At 41.3% G+C, this 16,234-nt stretch carries 17 protein-coding genes; 15 read left to right on the forward strand and 2 right to left on the reverse strand.

The window, feature by feature from the left end:
* Positions 1 to 9: 9 nt before the first annotated feature.
* The 10 genes from GJU82_RS05630 to GJU82_RS05675 all read left to right on the forward strand — a co-directional run bounded on the left by GJU82_RS05630 (position 10) and on the right by GJU82_RS05675 (position 8,311).
* Entirely contained in the window at positions 10 to 459 is a 450-nt protein-coding gene (locus GJU82_RS05630) for a GNAT family N-acetyltransferase (RefSeq protein ID WP_153631254.1), read from the forward strand.
* Between the two features lie 2 nt (positions 460 to 461).
* A complete protein-coding gene (locus GJU82_RS05635) occupies positions 462 to 1,532 on the forward strand; it encodes an alanine racemase (protein WP_153631255.1) in 1,071 nt (356 codons plus the stop codon).
* Positions 1,533 to 1,701: 169 nt separating this feature from the next.
* Positions 1,702 to 2,949 (forward strand): MFS transporter, encoded by a 1,248-nt coding sequence (locus GJU82_RS05640; RefSeq protein ID WP_153631256.1) that lies wholly within the window; start codon positions 1,702 to 1,704, stop codon positions 2,947 to 2,949.
* Between the two features lie 28 nt (positions 2,950 to 2,977).
* Complete coding sequence (locus GJU82_RS05645; RefSeq protein ID WP_153631257.1) at positions 2,978 to 3,625, forward strand: Crp/Fnr family transcriptional regulator; 648 nt, start codon at positions 2,978 to 2,980, stop codon at positions 3,623 to 3,625.
* Positions 3,622 to 3,807, forward strand: a complete 186-nt coding sequence (locus tag GJU82_RS05650) for a hypothetical protein (protein ID WP_153631258.1) — start codon at positions 3,622 to 3,624, stop codon at positions 3,805 to 3,807. Before GJU82_RS05645 ends, GJU82_RS05650 begins: the two co-directional genes overlap by 4 nt.
* Before the next feature lie 237 nt (positions 3,808 to 4,044).
* On the forward strand, positions 4,045 to 5,205 hold the full coding sequence (locus GJU82_RS05655) for a tyrosine-type recombinase/integrase (protein ID WP_153630593.1): 1,161 nt from the start codon (positions 4,045 to 4,047) through the stop codon (positions 5,203 to 5,205).
* Positions 5,206 to 5,950: 745 nt separating this feature from the next.
* Complete coding sequence (locus GJU82_RS05660) at positions 5,951 to 6,232, forward strand: hypothetical protein (protein WP_194830974.1); 282 nt, start codon at positions 5,951 to 5,953, stop codon at positions 6,230 to 6,232.
* Complete coding sequence (locus tag GJU82_RS05665; protein WP_153631260.1) at positions 6,223 to 6,843, forward strand: hypothetical protein; 621 nt, start codon at positions 6,223 to 6,225, stop codon at positions 6,841 to 6,843. Before GJU82_RS05660 ends, GJU82_RS05665 begins: the two co-directional genes overlap by 10 nt.
* Positions 6,844 to 7,604: 761 nt before the next feature.
* The gene (locus GJU82_RS05670; protein ID WP_153631261.1) at positions 7,605 to 7,925 is read left to right on the forward strand and encodes a nucleotidyltransferase domain-containing protein; all 321 of its coding nucleotides are present in this window, start codon (positions 7,605 to 7,607) and stop codon (positions 7,923 to 7,925) included.
* On the forward strand, positions 7,922 to 8,311 hold the full coding sequence (locus GJU82_RS05675) for a HEPN domain-containing protein (RefSeq protein WP_153631262.1): 390 nt from the start codon (positions 7,922 to 7,924) through the stop codon (positions 8,309 to 8,311). The genes GJU82_RS05670 and GJU82_RS05675 overlap by 4 nt, the downstream gene beginning before the upstream one ends.
* Positions 8,312 to 8,686: 375 nt before the next feature.
* Here GJU82_RS05675 and GJU82_RS05680 read toward each other — a convergent pair whose 3' ends face one another.
* Together GJU82_RS05680 and GJU82_RS05685 are read right to left on the reverse strand one after the other, a co-directional pair.
* A complete protein-coding gene (locus GJU82_RS05680; protein WP_153630610.1) occupies positions 8,687 to 9,895 on the reverse strand; it encodes an IS91 family transposase in 1,209 nt (402 codons plus the stop codon).
* Complete coding sequence (locus GJU82_RS05685) at positions 9,880 to 10,755, reverse strand: site-specific integrase (protein WP_228488756.1); 876 nt, start codon at positions 10,753 to 10,755, stop codon at positions 9,880 to 9,882. Before GJU82_RS05685 ends, GJU82_RS05680 begins: the two co-directional genes overlap by 16 nt.
* Before the next feature lie 250 nt (positions 10,756 to 11,005).
* Between GJU82_RS05685 and GJU82_RS05690 the strand changes: the two genes are divergently transcribed.
* The 5 genes from GJU82_RS05690 (at position 11,006) to GJU82_RS05710 (ending at position 16,091) form a co-directional block, all read left to right on the forward strand.
* Complete coding sequence (locus tag GJU82_RS05690; RefSeq protein WP_153631263.1) at positions 11,006 to 11,404, forward strand: hypothetical protein; 399 nt, start codon at positions 11,006 to 11,008, stop codon at positions 11,402 to 11,404.
* Positions 11,405 to 11,422: 18 nt separating this feature from the next.
* A complete protein-coding gene (locus GJU82_RS05695; RefSeq protein ID WP_153631264.1) occupies positions 11,423 to 11,656 on the forward strand; it encodes a hypothetical protein in 234 nt (77 codons plus the stop codon).
* Between the two features lie 31 nt (positions 11,657 to 11,687).
* On the forward strand, positions 11,688 to 12,608 hold the full coding sequence (locus tag GJU82_RS05700) for an IS1595 family transposase (protein WP_153630358.1): 921 nt from the start codon (positions 11,688 to 11,690) through the stop codon (positions 12,606 to 12,608).
* Between the two features lie 101 nt (positions 12,609 to 12,709).
* Positions 12,710 to 14,800 carry a M4 family metallopeptidase gene (locus GJU82_RS05705; protein ID WP_153631265.1) on the forward strand — a complete coding sequence of 697 codons (2,091 nt, stop codon included), beginning with the start codon at positions 12,710 to 12,712 and terminating at the stop codon, positions 14,798 to 14,800.
* A gap of 121 nt (positions 14,801 to 14,921) precedes the next feature.
* The gene (locus GJU82_RS05710; RefSeq protein WP_153631266.1) at positions 14,922 to 16,091 is read left to right on the forward strand and encodes an IS4 family transposase; all 1,170 of its coding nucleotides are present in this window, start codon (positions 14,922 to 14,924) and stop codon (positions 16,089 to 16,091) included.
* Positions 16,092 to 16,234: the final 143 nt, after the last annotated feature.

A 16,234-nucleotide genomic window follows, 5' to 3' on the forward strand; every position in this document is an offset into this window, starting at 1 on the left:
ACAAATTGTATGATTGAAACTGAAATTTTTAAATCAGATCACAAACCGAATCCGGAACAGAAAGAAGCAATTGCTGACTTCCTCTTTACACATCTCGAAAACTACGGAGACCCGAAGCCTGATATTCTCAAGGCATTGGACTACTCACTGAAAGAGGGACAATCATTCGGCGGTTTTACGCTCGTCTCCAAAGATAAGGATCAAATCACCGGGGCAGTCGTGATTAACCGAACCGGCATGAAAGATTATATCCCCGAAAATATTCTCGTTTACATTGCCACACATCACGATATGAGAGGACAGGGAATTGGTAAAGCCCTCATGCAAAAAGCTATTGATGAAGCCGAAGGGGATATCGCATTACACGTTGAACCAGACAACCCCGCCAAATTCCTTTACGAGAAATTTGGTTTTACTAACAAATACCTTGAAATGCGCTATAAACAAAACCGCAAATAAAAATGGCTTTTCTGGCTCTAAACACAGATAAATTAAAAGAGAATTACCAATACCTCGATGCCCTCTTCAAGGAGCATCATATCGAATGGGCTGTGGTTTCCAAGGTTCTTTGTGGCCATAAATCATACCTGGAAGAGGTCATCAACCTGGGCATAAAACAAATTTGTGATTCCCGGGTGACAAACTTAAAAACCATAAAATCCATTGCCCCCGATATCGAAACCGTATACATCAAACCACCGGCCAAACGAGCTATTAAAAGCATTGTTGAGTTTGCCGACATCAGTATGAATACGGAATTCGAGACCATTAAACTGCTCTCCAGGGAGGCGCTGGAGCAGAACAAAACCCACAAAGTCATTATCATGATCGAACTGGGAGAACTGCGGGAAGGTGTTCTTCGCGAAGAGTTTATCGATTTCTATGCCAAGGTGTTCGAATTGCCCAATATCGAAGTGGTGGGCATCGGGACCAATCTGACCTGCCTGTACGGGGTACTGCCCAACCACGACAAGCTTATTCAGCTTAGTTTGTATGAGCAACTCATCGAGGCTAAATTCAACAAAATGATTCCGTATGTTTCCGGCGGTTCATCGGTTACCATACCACTCATCGACCAGGGGTTGCTGCCCGAAGCTATCAACCATTTCCGCGTAGGCGAAACCCTGTTTTTAGGAACAGAACCTTATACCAATCAGCAATACAAAGACCTGCATACCGATGTCTTCCAGCTTTACGCTCAAATCATCGAGCTGATTGAAAAGCCGGTGGTCCCCATGGGCGAATTCGGCGTTAACGTGGAAGGTAAAGCATACGAAATTGATGAAGAAAAACTGGGCGAAACGTCGTACCGGGCCATCATCGATTTAGGGTTGTTGGATGTTGAAGAAACGCATATCGAACCGGTTAACCCGAAACTAAATTTTGTGGGCGCCAGTTCCGATATGATTGTTATCGACCTCGGCAATAACGAAGACAACTACAAAACAGGCGACCTGTTGGAATTTAAACTCGACTACATGGGCGCCCTCAGGGTACTGAATTCGAAGTATATTGATAAGGTGAAGCGGTAAATATCTGTTCAACCGCGTGAACGGAGGCCTTGTTTTTCAATTAACGGAATACATTGCCTCCGTTTTCATTTCTGCCAAATAATTTCTCATGACAATTAATAATTGCCTGTCAGTGATCTAGTAATTTTTCGGCCGATTTTTCCGAAATTTCGCAAAACACCTATTCATTATGGCCTTTGAGAAAGATTGGCAGTTTAAGAAGTTTTGTGCCTACGGATTCCTGAAGAACCTCCGCTTCTTCGAACCTTTTATGGTGCTCTTCCTGATGAGTGCCGGTCTCTCCTACCTGCAAATTGGTTTGCTGTACAGCCTTCGAATGATTCTCCAGAACTTACTGGAAATACCGGCCGGCATTGTTTCCGATGCACTGGGCCGCCGCCGGACCATGATCACATCCTTTGTTTTTTACATCTTATCCTTCCTGGCATTTTTCTTTTCCGGAAAGCTCACCGGTTTTATCATTTCAATGAGCATTTTCGCTTTAGGGGAAGCATTTCGGACAGGTACCCATAAGGCCATGATTTTTGAATACCTGAAAATGAAAGGTTGGGAATCGGAAAAGGTGGCTTATTATGGGCATACCCGGAGTTGGTCGCAACAGGGTTCTGCCCTTTCGGCTTTAATTGCTGCCGGCCTGGTTATTCTCAGCCACAACTACCGAATGATTTTTCTTTTTTCCATTGTGCCCTACGTGCTCGATCTCGCCCTGATTGCCAGTTACCCAAAAGCCCTTGATGGGGAAAAGATGAATATCCGTTTTTCCGATATTGGAAAAAATTTCAAAGAGGTGCTCGCCGATTTCTGGTATTCCTTCAAAAATCCGTTAATGCTGAAAACCATTGCCAACAGTTCAATCTATTCAGGTTACTACAAGGCATTGAAAGATTTTTTGCAGCCGGTAATCAAAAGCCTGGCTCTGGCTCTTCCTGTTCTCACCATGCAACCCAATGAAACCAGAAGTGCAGTCCTGGTAGGCATAATCTATTACCTTATTTACCGTGCATCGAGTTTGGCAGCCCGCCATTCGGGACAATTCTCCCTCCGCTTCAGCTCGTTACAGATGGCCCTAACACTCTCTATTTTCATTGGCGCCGGTGCCGGTTTACTCTCCGGGTTGTTTTATCGCTTCCACATTCCGGCTGTGGCTATCCTGTTTTTCGTAGCTGTTTACCTGGTTGAAAACCTGCGGAAACCCATCGGGATGAGCTGTACCGCTGACTTGCTGGAGAAAGATATCCTGGCAACAGCCTTGTCGGCCGCTGCTCAGTTGGAAACCTTGTTTGGGGCTATTTTCACGGCGTTTTTGGGTTTTTTGGCCGACAAGTTTGGTTTGGCCAATGGCCTGATGATTGTTTCGCTGTTACTTATGGCCCTGGCACCAATGTTTTTCATTCGGAATTCCCAAACGAAAGCTTAAATTTGTGACGTAACCCACACCTTGAATAATGAATGTCGATTTAACCCTACTGGAAAAGCGGCTCCCGTTTTTTGAACTTTCGCTACGCTATGCCATCGCCGAAAAAGGCATCTTGCAGGAGATAGAAGAAGGTGAAGCGATCATTCGCGAAGGCCAGTATATTAAGTCGGTCCCTTTGGTCCTTGAAGGTCTGGTCCGCATTTCCCGTCTCGACGACCAGGGACGCGAACTCCTGCTTTATTACCTCCATCCCGGTGAAGTTTGTGCCATGTCGCTCACTTGCTGCATGGGATACCCCCAAAGTAATATCCGGGCTGTTGCCGAGGCCCCCTCCCTGTTGCTCCGCATCCCAACTCCCCTGCTCGATCAATGGATGAACACCTACCAAAGCTGGAAAGAATACGTGATGTATGCTTACCATAAACGTTTCGACGAGCTGCTGGAAACCATCGATAGCATTGCCTTCATGAAAATGGACGAACGGCTGGAAAAATTCTTTGCCGATCGTTTCCGGTCGACCGGAAGTACGCTGTATACCGGAACGCACCAGGATATCGCCTTTTCGTTGAATACTTCACGCGAAGTGGTTTCGCGACTTCTGAAAAAACTGGAAAAAGATGGGATCATCACGCTTTCGCGGAATAAAATCGATTATTCGGGGATGGTGAAATCGTGAAACAATTGCAGGCGGACGACCTTCCCAACATCAATAACCCAGGCCCAACATTGATTTTTATCGAAGCCGGCATCGATGAGGCCTGGGAATTCTTTTCCTCTCCCACACATCTTCGACTGATTACCCTCACCGGGAATGTGATCGTTTGCCCACGGGCTGTCCAACGCCCAGGGAAGCAGTGATCAAAAATTCACGGGCCGTTTACTTGCCGGGGAAGCCATGTACGTATATCAAAACCGCAAAACACCTCCGCCAAAACCGTGGACGTATCTCCAATGCCTGACTTTTCGATTGGAGAACGGCCGGACCTGGCAGGTGAACGGAAATTATGACGACCGAAAAAGGGGTTTGGATGGGGGCCCCGATGCCCGGTTTTTGAGCAATTTTTTCTACATTGAGGAACTGAAATAACTAACAAGATGCCGACAAAGCCGACCATCGTACTTGAAAAAGCCCGTCACCGTGATAAAACAGTGGTCACCCTAAGGTTTGGTTACGACCAGAAGGTGATTGACAGCGTGAAGCAGGTAGCCGGTGCACGCTGGGGCCAAACGATGGGATGTTGGTACGTCCCGGAAGGGCAGTTCGATTTGCATGCCTTTTTTGAGGCATTGAAGGGGATGGCCTACGTAGATTATTCGGAGTTAAAGAAAAGAAATGGCAAGCAACCTACCCAGCGTCCAGGCTCAATTAAGCCCCGTTACAATTTAAAGAACATCAAATCGCACGTATCGCCTGAGGTGAAGACAAAAATCCAGTCCTTCAAAAAATGGATGGAACAAAAACGGTATGCTGCCAACAGTGTCAAAACCTATATCCACCAATTGGAAATCTTTTTTGGGTTTCACCAGAACAAAACACCGGAGACCATCACGGATAACGATATTATGCATTTTAACACGGAGTTTATCATGAAAAACGGGCTCAGTGCTACTTTTCAGAATCAGACCGTGAGTGCATTGAAACAGTTTTACCAATTCCACTACAATCGTCGAATAGTCAGTGAAAAGATTGAACGTCCTATAAAGGGAAAGCCATTACCTAAGGTATTTAGTAAAGAAGATTTGGAAAAATTCTTCAATGGAATTACAAACGCCAAGCATAAAATGGCGATGATGCTAATCTACTCGTGTGGACTTCGCAGAAGTGAGTTGATTCAGCTAAAACTAAACCACCTTGATTCGAAGAGAAGGTTACTGTCGGTAATTGACTCGAAAGGGAAAAAAGACCGGGTCATACCGATTAGTGAACGTTTATTGTCGAAAATAAAAGAATATTATCATGCTTATCAGCCCAAACAGTACCTGATAGAAGGACAAACCCCGGGAGGGCCATTAACAGCATCGAGCCTGCAAAAGGTTTTTAAAGCAACCCTGGAAAAAACGGGAATCAAGAAGGTTTACACCATTCATTGTTTGCGACACAGTTTTGCTACCCATTTACTGGAAAATGGGACCGATCTTCGCTATATTCAGGAATTGCTTGGACACAAATCGTCAAAAACAACTGAGATTTATACACACGTAAGTAACCGTGCATTGCAAAACATTAAAAACCCATTTGATGATCTCAAAATATAAGATACCAAAGGTACACATAACACTCCCGTATGGGAAATATATGGTAGTTTTGGTACACATATAAACTAGTTAACGGCAAGTTTGGAAAAAATAAATTGTGGTTATTTAAACCGTTCGTTCTTTGGTAAGCTACTCGCTTGTAAATCGCTGTCACAAAACTTGCAAAAGAGAGTTTGGCGCAGTCGCCAATTTTTGGGGTTTGACACTTTGCTAAAACTGTTTTACAGTCTGACTGTTCAGCACTTTTTTAGGAAAAGCCGGTGGTTATCTGATAGTTTTATTTTTGGCCGTTTGTACCTGGAATGGAATAAAAAAATTGGCAGGGACATTTGGTTTAGGCAAGTTTTCCGCCAGCGGAGTAAGTTAGGAATAGTCAGGCTCACGTGCCGTCGAAACAAATCGGCAGCGGTTACCTGCAACCCACAAGCAACTTTGACTTTTGGGGGTTGGAAAAAATTTTATAAGCGAAGTGGTTACCTGAAACTTTTGTTCGGAAAATGATACTTTTATACTGTTAACAAATTGACGATGAATAAAAACCAGCCGTTAACAAAGTACATATTGCAGGGCGGGTGTAGTAGTTCGCCAACTGCGGATTCTCGCATCGCAGTTCATGTCCTCCGGGCAGGAACGCTCTCCGAAATCCGCCCCGACAACATGTACCAACCGTTGTGTGTAATTTTAAGAAACGACTATGAAACGAATCACATTATATAAATTCAAAAACTCAGAAATAAAGATATCCATGGAGATATACTTCAATGACAAGGATCAATTAATATTTGATGGCTATGATATAGGAAAGACAGTTGAAGAAGCATGGGGTGATTCTGATTATGAATACACTTATACAATAGAACCAAAAGAAGTCGATAAGCTATACCCTCTATTTGGGATAAACAACAGTGACAAACAAAAATTATTAGTGGAAATAAAAAATCGTTTTGAGGGAAATGAAGCTTATTCAAAATTTGGTCAGTTTATGGAAGAAAATAATATTGATTATATACCTTTCTCATGGACTTAATAAAGATTAAAGCAGAGCCTAAAATTGGAAATGAATTACTTTCTGATAATGGTGTGAGCATGAAGCATACACTTTTGGACTTTTGGCGTTGGAGCACTTCTGACATACTGAGCAATGCTACTCGTGGAAGATTTGCAGAATTTATTGTTGGAACAGCAATTGGACTGAACCCCGAAAATTTACGAGACGAATGGGATGCTTATGACTTGACAACTGAAGACGGAATAAAAATAGAGGTCAAATCTGCCGCATACATCCAATGTTGGAACCAAAAGAGTTTTTCGACTATTTCATTTTCAATCAGACCTGCAATATTTTGGGACGCAGAGACAAACACAGAAAGTGAAACTAAACGACACGCAGATGTATATGTATTCTGTCATTTAAAACATAAAGACCAAAATACGATTGACCCTTTAAAAATGGAACAATGGGATTTTTATGTTTTGCCTACTTATCGACTTGACAATTACGAAAGAAGTCAAAGTTCAATTACAATAAACTCACTGAAAAAACTAACTGAACCCATAAAATACAGTGAATTAAAATACGAGATAACAAAAGCACATCTAGAACAAAAAAATACACACAACAAAGTGCAAATTTCATAGCGGGGGGCGTGCGTGTTTGGCCGTGGATTCTCGCATCAGCGTTCAGTCCTGCCGGACATGAACGTTCTCCGAAATCCGCTACGAAAACTTGCACCTGACCGTTAACGGCAAGTTTGGAAAAAATAAATTGTGGTTATTTAAACCGTTCGTTCTTTGGTAAGCTACTCGCTTGTAAATCGCTGTCACAAAACTTGCAAAAGAGAGTTTGGCGCAGTCGCCAATTTTTGGGGTTTGACACTTTGCTAAAACTGTTTTACAGTCTGACTGTTCAGCACTTTTTTAGGAAAAGCCGGTGGTTATCTGATAGTTTTATTTTTGGCCGTTTGTACCTGGAATGGAATAAAAAAATTGGCAGGGACATTTGGTTTAGGCAAGTTTTCCGCCAGCGGAGTAAGTTAGGAATAGTCAGGCTCACGTGCCGTCGAAACAAATCGGCAGCGGTTACCTGCAACCCACAAGCAACTTTGACTTTTGGGGGTTGGAAAAAATTTTATAAGCGAAGTGGTTACCTGAAACTTTTGTTCGGAAAATGATACTTTTATACTGTTAACAAATTGACGATGAATAAAAACCAGCCGTTAACAAAGTACATATTGCAGGGCGGGTGTAGTAGTTCGCCAACTGCGGATTCTCGCATCGCAGTTCATGTCCTCCGGGCAGGAACGCTCTCCGAAATCCGCCCCGACAACATGTACCAACCGTTAACGCCAAGCTTGAAAAAAACAAACTGACGCTATATCAAAAATCATTATCTTTGTTTTATGAGTAAAAAAGAGCAAATATTACAGCTGATAAAAAAGGTCGTTGACAAAAATGCACCTGATTCAGAAGTTTATTTGTATGGTTCTCAGGCACGTGGAAATGCAAAAAAACTTTCCGATTGGGATTTGTTGATTCTGCTCAATTCTGCAAATGTGTCGTTTGACTTTGAGACTAAATTCATGGACGAATTCTATGAATTGGAATTAAAAACAGGAGAAATTTTTTCGCCATTGATTTACTCAAAAAATGACTGGAACTCAAACTACTCGATTACTCCGTTATACGAAAATATTCAAAAAGAAGGAATTAGACTAAAATGACCGGAACAAAAAATGATTTGATTAATTATAGAATTGCCAGAGCAAAAGACACCTATGACGATGCATCAATTCTTGCAGAAAGGGAAAAATGGAATTCGACAATTAACAGATTGTATTATGCCGCTTATTATGCAGTAATGGCTCTTCTACTCGACTCTGACTTAAAACCAACAACCCACAACGGAGCAAAATCAAACTTCTCGGAGTATTTCATTAAGACTGGTAAGATTGACTCAAAATACGGTAAAATGTATTCTCAATTGTTTACTTGGAGACAAAAAGGAGATTATGACGATTTATTCGATTTTCACAAAGACAATGTAGAACCTTATTTTGAACCAGTTAATGATTTCATCTCGATGATTGAAAGCATGATACAAAAATAAAAGCCAGGCGTTAACATTTTAGGAATTAAGGCACAGTTGGGCCCTGAAAAAAGGCAGTAGGTTTGCATACTTACTGCCTTTTTTTTGGGTAACTGCGCTCAAAATGCACGCCCAATTGTGTTTTAATTCGTGTTGGGCTTAACCGTTGCTGTTCAAAGCTATACACTATGGGGATTGAATGGTTTTTCTGCATCCTTTCCGTTGTTTTTCTGCCGCCGGTTTTGCTATTTTACCTGTTTTGGGGCCGGGACCCGGATATTGGGCACGTTTTTCGTTTCCACACCGGACATACTTTTCCCGTTCAGCCAAAAACCAAAAGTTTTAGCCGGTAAACCGGTTGTGCAATTTTTCAAAGAACGATTTGCAGGGTAGGCACTATCCGGGTTCCCACGGAACATCTTTCACCAAACCGGCAAAACGCAACCTCCCTTTTTTACATACCGGGCAGTTAGGCTGCCGGAAGTTTTGGATACATTCCAGGATTTCAGTCCACACCGTATCCTGTTTTTCCCAAACCTGGCCGCCATCTTCCAGTGCCTCTTCTTTCCGGTTTTCGACCTCTTGTGCCAGCAGTTGTTTTGCCGCCAGGATGTTTTGTTTACGGTAACGGCTCGATAAAATTCCATAGTACCGCACTTTAAAAAAGCCCTTTGGCAAAATGTGCAACAAAAACCGGCGGATAAACTCATCCACATCCAGTTTCATTTCCCGGAACCTGCCTGTACGGTAATCTTTCCACGAAAATCGCACTTTGCCATTCTTCACTTCCAAAATCCGCCGGTCGGTAATGGCAATACGAAACACGTAACGCGAAAGGTATTCCAGTATTTTTTCAGGATTGCCCATGGGTGCCTGCACATTCACCACCCAGTCCTTTTTGTATAAAGGCGTGAGGAAGCGGTTAAACTGCACAGGCCCTTTTATGCCTGCCAGTTTGCCGTGAAAATCGAGTTCCCCTTTTTCTTTGGCTTGTTTTAGCAAATACAGAAACTTTCCCCTGAACTTTTTTGCCAATATCTTGCCTGCGATGAAAAAGTTGTTTTTGGCCGGTACATGCACCCAGTGTTCGCGGTCGAAGCCCAGGCCCCCTGCGGGCATGATGCAATGCAGGTGTGGGTGTTCCTTCATGTTCTGCCCCCAGGTATGGAGTACGGTAACCAGGCCAATATCAGCGCCCAGGTGCTTTACGTCACGGGTAAGTTCGAGCAGGGTTTGTGAAACAGCTTTGAACAACAAGCCATACATCACTTTCCTGTTTTGCAGGCATAGCGGGTTTAACTCATGCGGCAGGGTGAACACCAAATGGTAATACCCCACCGGGAGAAGTTCTTTCATCCGTTTGTCCAGCCATTCCAGTTTTTCTTTTTGCTGGCACACAGGGCAGTGGCGGTTGCGGCAGGAGTTATAAGATTTCTCTGTATAGCTGCAATGGTCGCATTTCTCGAAATGGCTTCCAAGGCCCCCGGTGCGGCACGCCGACAGCAGGTGGATTAAGCTCTGCTGCCCTTTTGTTACCTTGTTTTGGCTGATGTAGTTTCCCCCGTATTCACGCAGTAAACTTCCTACAGTTATTTGTTCCTGCATAGCCCCTCCAGTCCTTCCAGCGTGTCCAGCGGGTTTACCACCTGGCTTGTGTTGAGTTGCTGCACGTGGAGGTATTTGAGCGTGTTGCTTAAATCGGAATGCCCCATCAGGCGCTGTATAACCAGAATGTTGGTGCCCTGTTCGAGGTGGTGCGTGGCAAAACAATGCCGGAAAGTGTGTGGCGTGTAAGGCTTTTTAACCTGTGGCGTGCGGTGCCGTGCATTAATACAAATAGTCCGTACTGCTGTAATGCCCAGGTGGGTACCTTTTCCTCCCGCGCCTTCAAAAAGGTAATGCTGCGGCTTGTACTTTTTGTAATAATCCCTTAAAACAGAAAGTAAAACCGGCGATAGCGGCACTTTACGTTGTTTCAGCCCTTTGCCTTCCTGGATGTTTACCTGCATCCGTCGGCTGTCAATGTCGGTAAGTTTGATGTTTACACTCTCTGATACCCTGGCCCCGGTGGAATAAATGAGCATGATGATAGCGCGGTGCTTGAAGTTGTCAATAGCCCCGAGTACATCGCTCACTTCGTCTTTTGATAAAACCAGCGGGAGTGTTTTGGCAACCTTTGGCGTTGGAAGGTATTCTTTTGCCCACTCCTTATGGTAAATATTTGTAAAGAGGAACCGAAGGGCGTAGTAGCCCATTTTTACACTGCCCGGTTTGTGGTTCCCATCGGTGAGCATACTTTGAAAATAGGCCCTGAGTTCTTCTACTCCCGTGTGTTCCGGGTCTTTTTTGCAAAAGTTACTGTAATCGGCAATGTGCCACCAGTAACTTTTACGGGTCCTTTCACTTAGATTGCGTAAAACCGCTTCCTGTTCAAATCTTTTTTTAAATTTGTCATAATAATTAATTTTAAATGATTAAATGCCTCAAAGATACTGGTTTTCGGTGGCCTGTAAAACCACCGAACGCCAGTGAGGTTAAGTTCAACATCGTGTATAGTGCATTTGGCGGATAGTTCTAATTTCGAGGGTGTTACATCTAATAAACTTTGTAGCGGTTTGACAGGTTCGTGCTTCGAATCGCCAAACGACACCATACACGCAAACCGTTGTCTTTCATAGAAAAAAAGAAGTTACAGTACACTAAATTTAAATGATTATGAAACCAATTACATTAATATTTTCAATTCTTTTTCTGATAGGCTGTGAAAAAGAAGAGTCAACTACTATTGACCCAAACGTACTTATACAAGGCAAATGGGAAATTGAAGCAATTGGAAACGGTGACGATTTGGAGCCTTATCCTGCGTGGGGGTATACAGAGTATTATCAAGATAGTTTGATAAGATTTTTTATTTACGAAACAGATACATTCATAGCAAACTATGTGACATACGAAATTGATGAAACATTTTTAATTGAAAAAACATATTACCCTAGTATTGATGAGATTTGGGTTGAAAAATATCGATATCAATTTTTAGACAACAATCAGAAATTGCGATTGGATCAGACCTACGCTATTTTTAACACATCTATTTATAAACGAATTAACTAAACTTAAAAATACTGAATTATGAAAACCCGGATATTTACTTTATTAGGAGCAATGCTAATAAGCTTTACTTGTTTTAGCCAAAATATACAATACAACAAAAAGGGTGTTGTAAAAGAGGTAACTTTTCAGGCAACAAAAGATAAAGACTCGATTCCCAAAAACGCAGAAGAGTTTAAAGTTAAATACTTGAAATCGGGGAAAAATGATGAATTTAAGTTAAAAAACCCAACAAGCGCAATCGAAAAGGATTAATTGAATTAGGCTCTTTGTAAATACAATAGAAATGTCTACTTTAGGGGGAAATATTATAAAAATGGAGAACAAATTCAGAAGCCTTACTATTTTTGAGTTTCAGGAACGTTTCCCTGACGAAGATTCTTGTTATCAATATTTGACTGAACTAAAATGGGGGACTGGCTTTGTTTGCCCCAATTGTGGACACACCAATTATTGTAACGGAAAGCGCCTATTCGACAGACAGTGTACCAGTTGCCACCGAATCTCCTCCCCAACGAGCGGGACATTGTTTCACCAGTTAAAGTTCTCGGTATTAAAGGCCTTTTACATTGTTTATTATGTAAGTACGAGTAAAAAAGGGATCAGCAGTACGGAACTAAGCAGAAAGCTTGGGTTAAGACAAAAGACCTGCTGGAAGTTCAAAGGCAAGGTAATGAAAGCCATGGAAAGCAGTGGCAACCATAAAATCGATGGCAAGGCCGAAGTTGATGAAACAGTTGTCGGCGGCCAGGAAGAAGGGGTTGTGGGGAGAAAAAACGGCAAAAAGAAGTTGGTTGTATTTGCCATTGAGAGAAACGGCAAAGGAGTTAGCCGTATGTACGGAAAGGTCATCAAGCAGAGCAGTTCGAAGGAACTTGGTGGGTTTATGAAAATGACCATTGAGACAAGTGCACAAATAAAGACAGATAAATGGCGAGGATATTCCCCTTTGGTAAAAGACTTCAGTAATCTTGTGCAGGTTGATTCAGGGAAAAAGGGCGGCAACTTCCCTGACTTGCACAGGTGTATTATGGGCTTCAAAGGCTGGCTCCGGGGCATGCACCACCAAGTCGAAAATTTGCAAGCCTATATTGATGAATACTGCTACCGGTTTAACCGAAGTAATATGAAGGAAAGAATCTTCGATAGCCTTTTAACCAGAATGGTTAATGCAGAGCCCTTCCCTTATAAACAAAGTATTATTTAAATGCCTAATTCAAAGGATTAAAAAACGAACATTTTGAGCAGTATTACAAAGGGATTAAAGTTGAATATGGAGGCTATACTTTTCATTATAAAAATGACACAATGGTTTACGCTCACGGTAATTTTGTTGCAATCGATGATATGGATATAGCCCCTATATTAACCTCCATTGACGCAAGAAATGCTTTTGCGGATTATAAAAATATTCCCATTGACTCCATTGTAAACTTTCAAAGCGAACTTTTAATAAGAGAATTTAGTTATGGAAATTCTGATTCTTCTTCAATCCCAAAACTAGTGTATAAAGTAACAATTGATGCCGAATGCATTGTTAATAATGAGATTGGTTATATTGATGCTAATTCAGGAAAAGTTCTGGCAACAATCCCTAGAATGACAGGTATTTCTTACGTTGGAACATTTAGCACACGTTATAGTGGAACGCAAACAGCAAAGACAATGTTGGGTTCTGGTAAATATAGATTAGAAGATGATTCGCGTGCAGCTCCAATACATACAAAAAACCTAAATAACAGCACCAATATCACTAATGCTGCTGAAATCTATGATTATAATAACATCTGGACTTCTTCTGAACATAGTCCTAACAATATTGATATGGGATTAGATGTCCATTGGGCATTACAGGAAATATATGACTATTTTTATGACAATTATGAAATAAGTAGTTTTAATGACAACTCCTTCGATATTAATGCTTTTATTAGGTGGGGAAATGATCCTGATGATAGAGATAATGCAAAATGGGATCCTACCTATAATCGGCTATTATTTGGAGAAGGTTATACATATTTAAACCCCATTGCATCATTAGATGCGGTAGCGCACGAATATGGTCACGGGATTAGCGATATGCAAGCTGACATACCTTATGATGATGTACCCTCAGCAGCAATTCAAGAAGGATTGAGTGATATTTGGTCCGTAATTCTTGAAAATGCAATAGAACCCGTTAATATTTGGCAAATAGGTGACCAGGTGGTAAAGAGTGGTAGCTGCATGAGAAATAATGCAAATCCTACAGATGCTTTAGCAAAATACCAACTTTCTGTCACCTATGGTAGCCCTAGTTTTAATAATACAACAAGTCAATATATAAAAAGCGGTGTATTTTCATACTGGTTCTATTTACTTGTAAATGGAGGTTCCGGTACGAATGAAATAGGAGATAGTTATTCCGTTTATGGCATTGGTATGGATGAAGCTGAAGAGTTTATAACTAACAGCATATATGACGAATACCTTGACAATTTAAGTAGTTTCTCCGATTTTAAATCTGCCTTTTCAAATGCTGCAATGGTTTACTATGGAGACTCAAGTTTTATAAAGAATCAAGTTGATATGGCTTTTTATGCAGTTGGTCTTAGTACAGAACCGAATCCATTAAACTATGACATTACCGGTGCAAATCTTTTGTGTACAAGCTCAAATGAAACCTATACATTAAATGGTGATGTGCCTTCAAATGCTACTGTTAACTGGACAAGCAGTTCAAACATTAATATTATTTCGAGCTCAAATACAAGCGCTATTTGTTCAGGGAATGGGTATGGTAGTAGTTGGCTAAGAGCTACTGTTACTATTAACGGAAACTCATTCAGTGTAACTAATTATGATATTGGTGTAGGTCCACCCTCAATTCTTGATGTTACCAGCACTAATAACCTAAGTTACGACTACATTTCTGACTCATATAAAATATTAGCCGGAAGTGGTGACTACAAATATGAAGGGAAACTGGTTGTAGATGAATATTATGGCTTAGCCACAAATTATCACTGGGCAAAAGTTTTAGGGTCAACATTAATCCCTATTAATTGGTCAGCAAGTTATAATACTGTCTATGTTTATACAAAGGCTGCTGACAGAATACTAATGCTATCTTGCACAGCAAGCAATGCTTGTGGTTCATACACGAAAAATTACTCATTTTTTACAGGAGATGCCAGTCCTTTTTTTGCTCTTTATCCAAATCCTGCAAGTAATACTGTAGAAATTGAAGTTATTGGTTTAACAAATAGCGTCAATAATAACAATGAATATGAAGTAGAACTCATTGATAATACAATGCAGATAAGAAAGAAAATAAAAATGAAATCAAACAAAACAACTATCAATATTTCTGGATTAAAAAAGGGAATCTACTTTGTGTTATTAAAATCTGGTCACTAGTGTCTCTTAAAAATCGTTAAATTCATTTATAACTAATAGATAATCAACTGTATCATTAGCAAAAACCTTGTCGGCCTTTTGAAATGGTTATATTTGTTTGAAACCATAAAGTTGGGCAGACATGAACCAAGGCAAGTACGTTTTCAGTCAGATAGCAAAATTTATACCGCAACGATATTTCGAAAGAATTATGGTGAAATACAAGGATAGGACAAGGCAATGGAGTTTGACAAGCTGGAATCAGATGCTTGTTCTCATGTTCGGTCAGTTGGATGGCTGCAACAGCCTTCGTGAACTGACTGATATAACTACTGCTCATGCCAAGAAATCCTTTCACCTTGGTTTTGGTCGGACACCTATTAACAGAACGCAACTGTCCAAAGTTAATCAAATCCGTGATTACCAAATTTTTGAAGAATTTGCCTATCATATGGTAGAACTTGCCCAGAAAAAGCGTATCGATAAGGAGTTTGAACTCAGTGGGAAGTACTATGCCTTTGATTCCACCACCATAGACCTCTGTATGTCTCTTTTTGAGTGGGCAAGGTTCAGAAGTACCAAGTCCGGCATCAAGATACACACACAACTTGATGTTGTGACCCAGATACCGGTCTCGTTCAACATCACAGAGGCTGCTGTTCATGATGTGAATGCGATGGACTGGATAAATTATGAGCCGTTTGCCTGCTATATTTTTGACCGTGGTTACTGGGATTTGGACAGGCTGTACCGTATCGGGTTGCTCAACTCGTTCTTCGTTATCCGGGAAAAACGAAGACCAAAGTTTGAAGTCATAGCCGGAGAAGACCTTCTGGAGAACACAGATAATATCCTCAGAGATAATACAGTGAGGTTCACCACAAGGGGAAATGCGGAAAACTATCCGTCCGAAATCAGGAGAATAATATATTATGAACCAGAACTCAAACGAACCTTCACTTACTACACGAACAACTTTTTTCTGAAGGCCAGGGACATTGCCTTTCTTTATAAAAACAGATGGGTCGTAGAGACCTTCTTCAAATGGATGAAGGGACATCTGCGCATCAAGTCCTTCTGGGGAAATACAGAGAATGCTGTACGGATACAGGTTTATGTAGCTATCATCACGTATTGCACTGTTGCAATCATTGAAAGAAAACTTGAACTCAACAGGAGCATTTATGAGGTCATGAGAATATTGGGCAGTTCCCTTCTGGCAAAGGACAATATCAAGGAGCTGTTCCAGCCTATGGAGGCTGAGCAAATCCCTGACGATGGGCAGTTGCATTTTGAGTTTGATATTTTTTAACATTTATTAAGAGACACTAGTGAAATCTGGTAAAGAAAATCATATTGAAAAACTCATAATTAAATAACTTGGAGAAGAGAACTACGAAAGACAACATTTTAGGAATTAAGGCACAGTTGGGCCCTGAAAAAAGGCAGTAGGTT

It is taken from the genome of Prolixibacter sp. SD074 (assembly GCF_009617895.1).
Lineage (GTDB): Bacteria > Bacteroidota > Bacteroidia > Bacteroidales > Prolixibacteraceae > Prolixibacter.

Coding starts and splice junctions, on each gene's coding strand:
- GJU82_RS05630 (WP_153631254.1), top strand. CDS start 10: ATGATTGAAACTGAAATTTTTAAATCAGATCACAAACCGAATCCGGAA.
- GJU82_RS05635 (WP_153631255.1), top strand. CDS start 462: ATGGCTTTTCTGGCTCTAAACACAGATAAATTAAAAGAGAATTACCAA.
- GJU82_RS05640 (WP_153631256.1), top strand. CDS start 1,702: ATGGCCTTTGAGAAAGATTGGCAGTTTAAGAAGTTTTGTGCCTACGGA.
- GJU82_RS05645 (WP_153631257.1), top strand. CDS start 2,978: ATGAATGTCGATTTAACCCTACTGGAAAAGCGGCTCCCGTTTTTTGAA.
- GJU82_RS05655 (WP_153630593.1), top strand. CDS start 4,045: ATGCCGACAAAGCCGACCATCGTACTTGAAAAAGCCCGTCACCGTGAT.
- GJU82_RS05660 (WP_194830974.1), top strand. CDS start 5,951: ATGGAGATATACTTCAATGACAAGGATCAATTAATATTTGATGGCTAT.
- GJU82_RS05665 (WP_153631260.1), top strand. CDS start 6,223: ATGGACTTAATAAAGATTAAAGCAGAGCCTAAAATTGGAAATGAATTA.
- GJU82_RS05670 (WP_153631261.1), top strand. CDS start 7,605: ATGAGTAAAAAAGAGCAAATATTACAGCTGATAAAAAAGGTCGTTGAC.
- GJU82_RS05675 (WP_153631262.1), top strand. CDS start 7,922: ATGACCGGAACAAAAAATGATTTGATTAATTATAGAATTGCCAGAGCA.
- GJU82_RS05680 (WP_153630610.1), bottom strand. CDS start 9,895: ATGCAGGAACAAATAACTGTAGGAAGTTTACTGCGTGAATACGGGGGA.
- GJU82_RS05690 (WP_153631263.1), top strand. CDS start 11,006: ATGAAACCAATTACATTAATATTTTCAATTCTTTTTCTGATAGGCTGT.
- GJU82_RS05695 (WP_153631264.1), top strand. CDS start 11,423: ATGAAAACCCGGATATTTACTTTATTAGGAGCAATGCTAATAAGCTTT.
- GJU82_RS05700 (WP_153630358.1), top strand. CDS start 11,688: ATGTCTACTTTAGGGGGAAATATTATAAAAATGGAGAACAAATTCAGA.
- GJU82_RS05705 (WP_153631265.1), top strand. CDS start 12,710: ATGGTTTACGCTCACGGTAATTTTGTTGCAATCGATGATATGGATATA.
- GJU82_RS05710 (WP_153631266.1), top strand. CDS start 14,922: ATGAACCAAGGCAAGTACGTTTTCAGTCAGATAGCAAAATTTATACCG.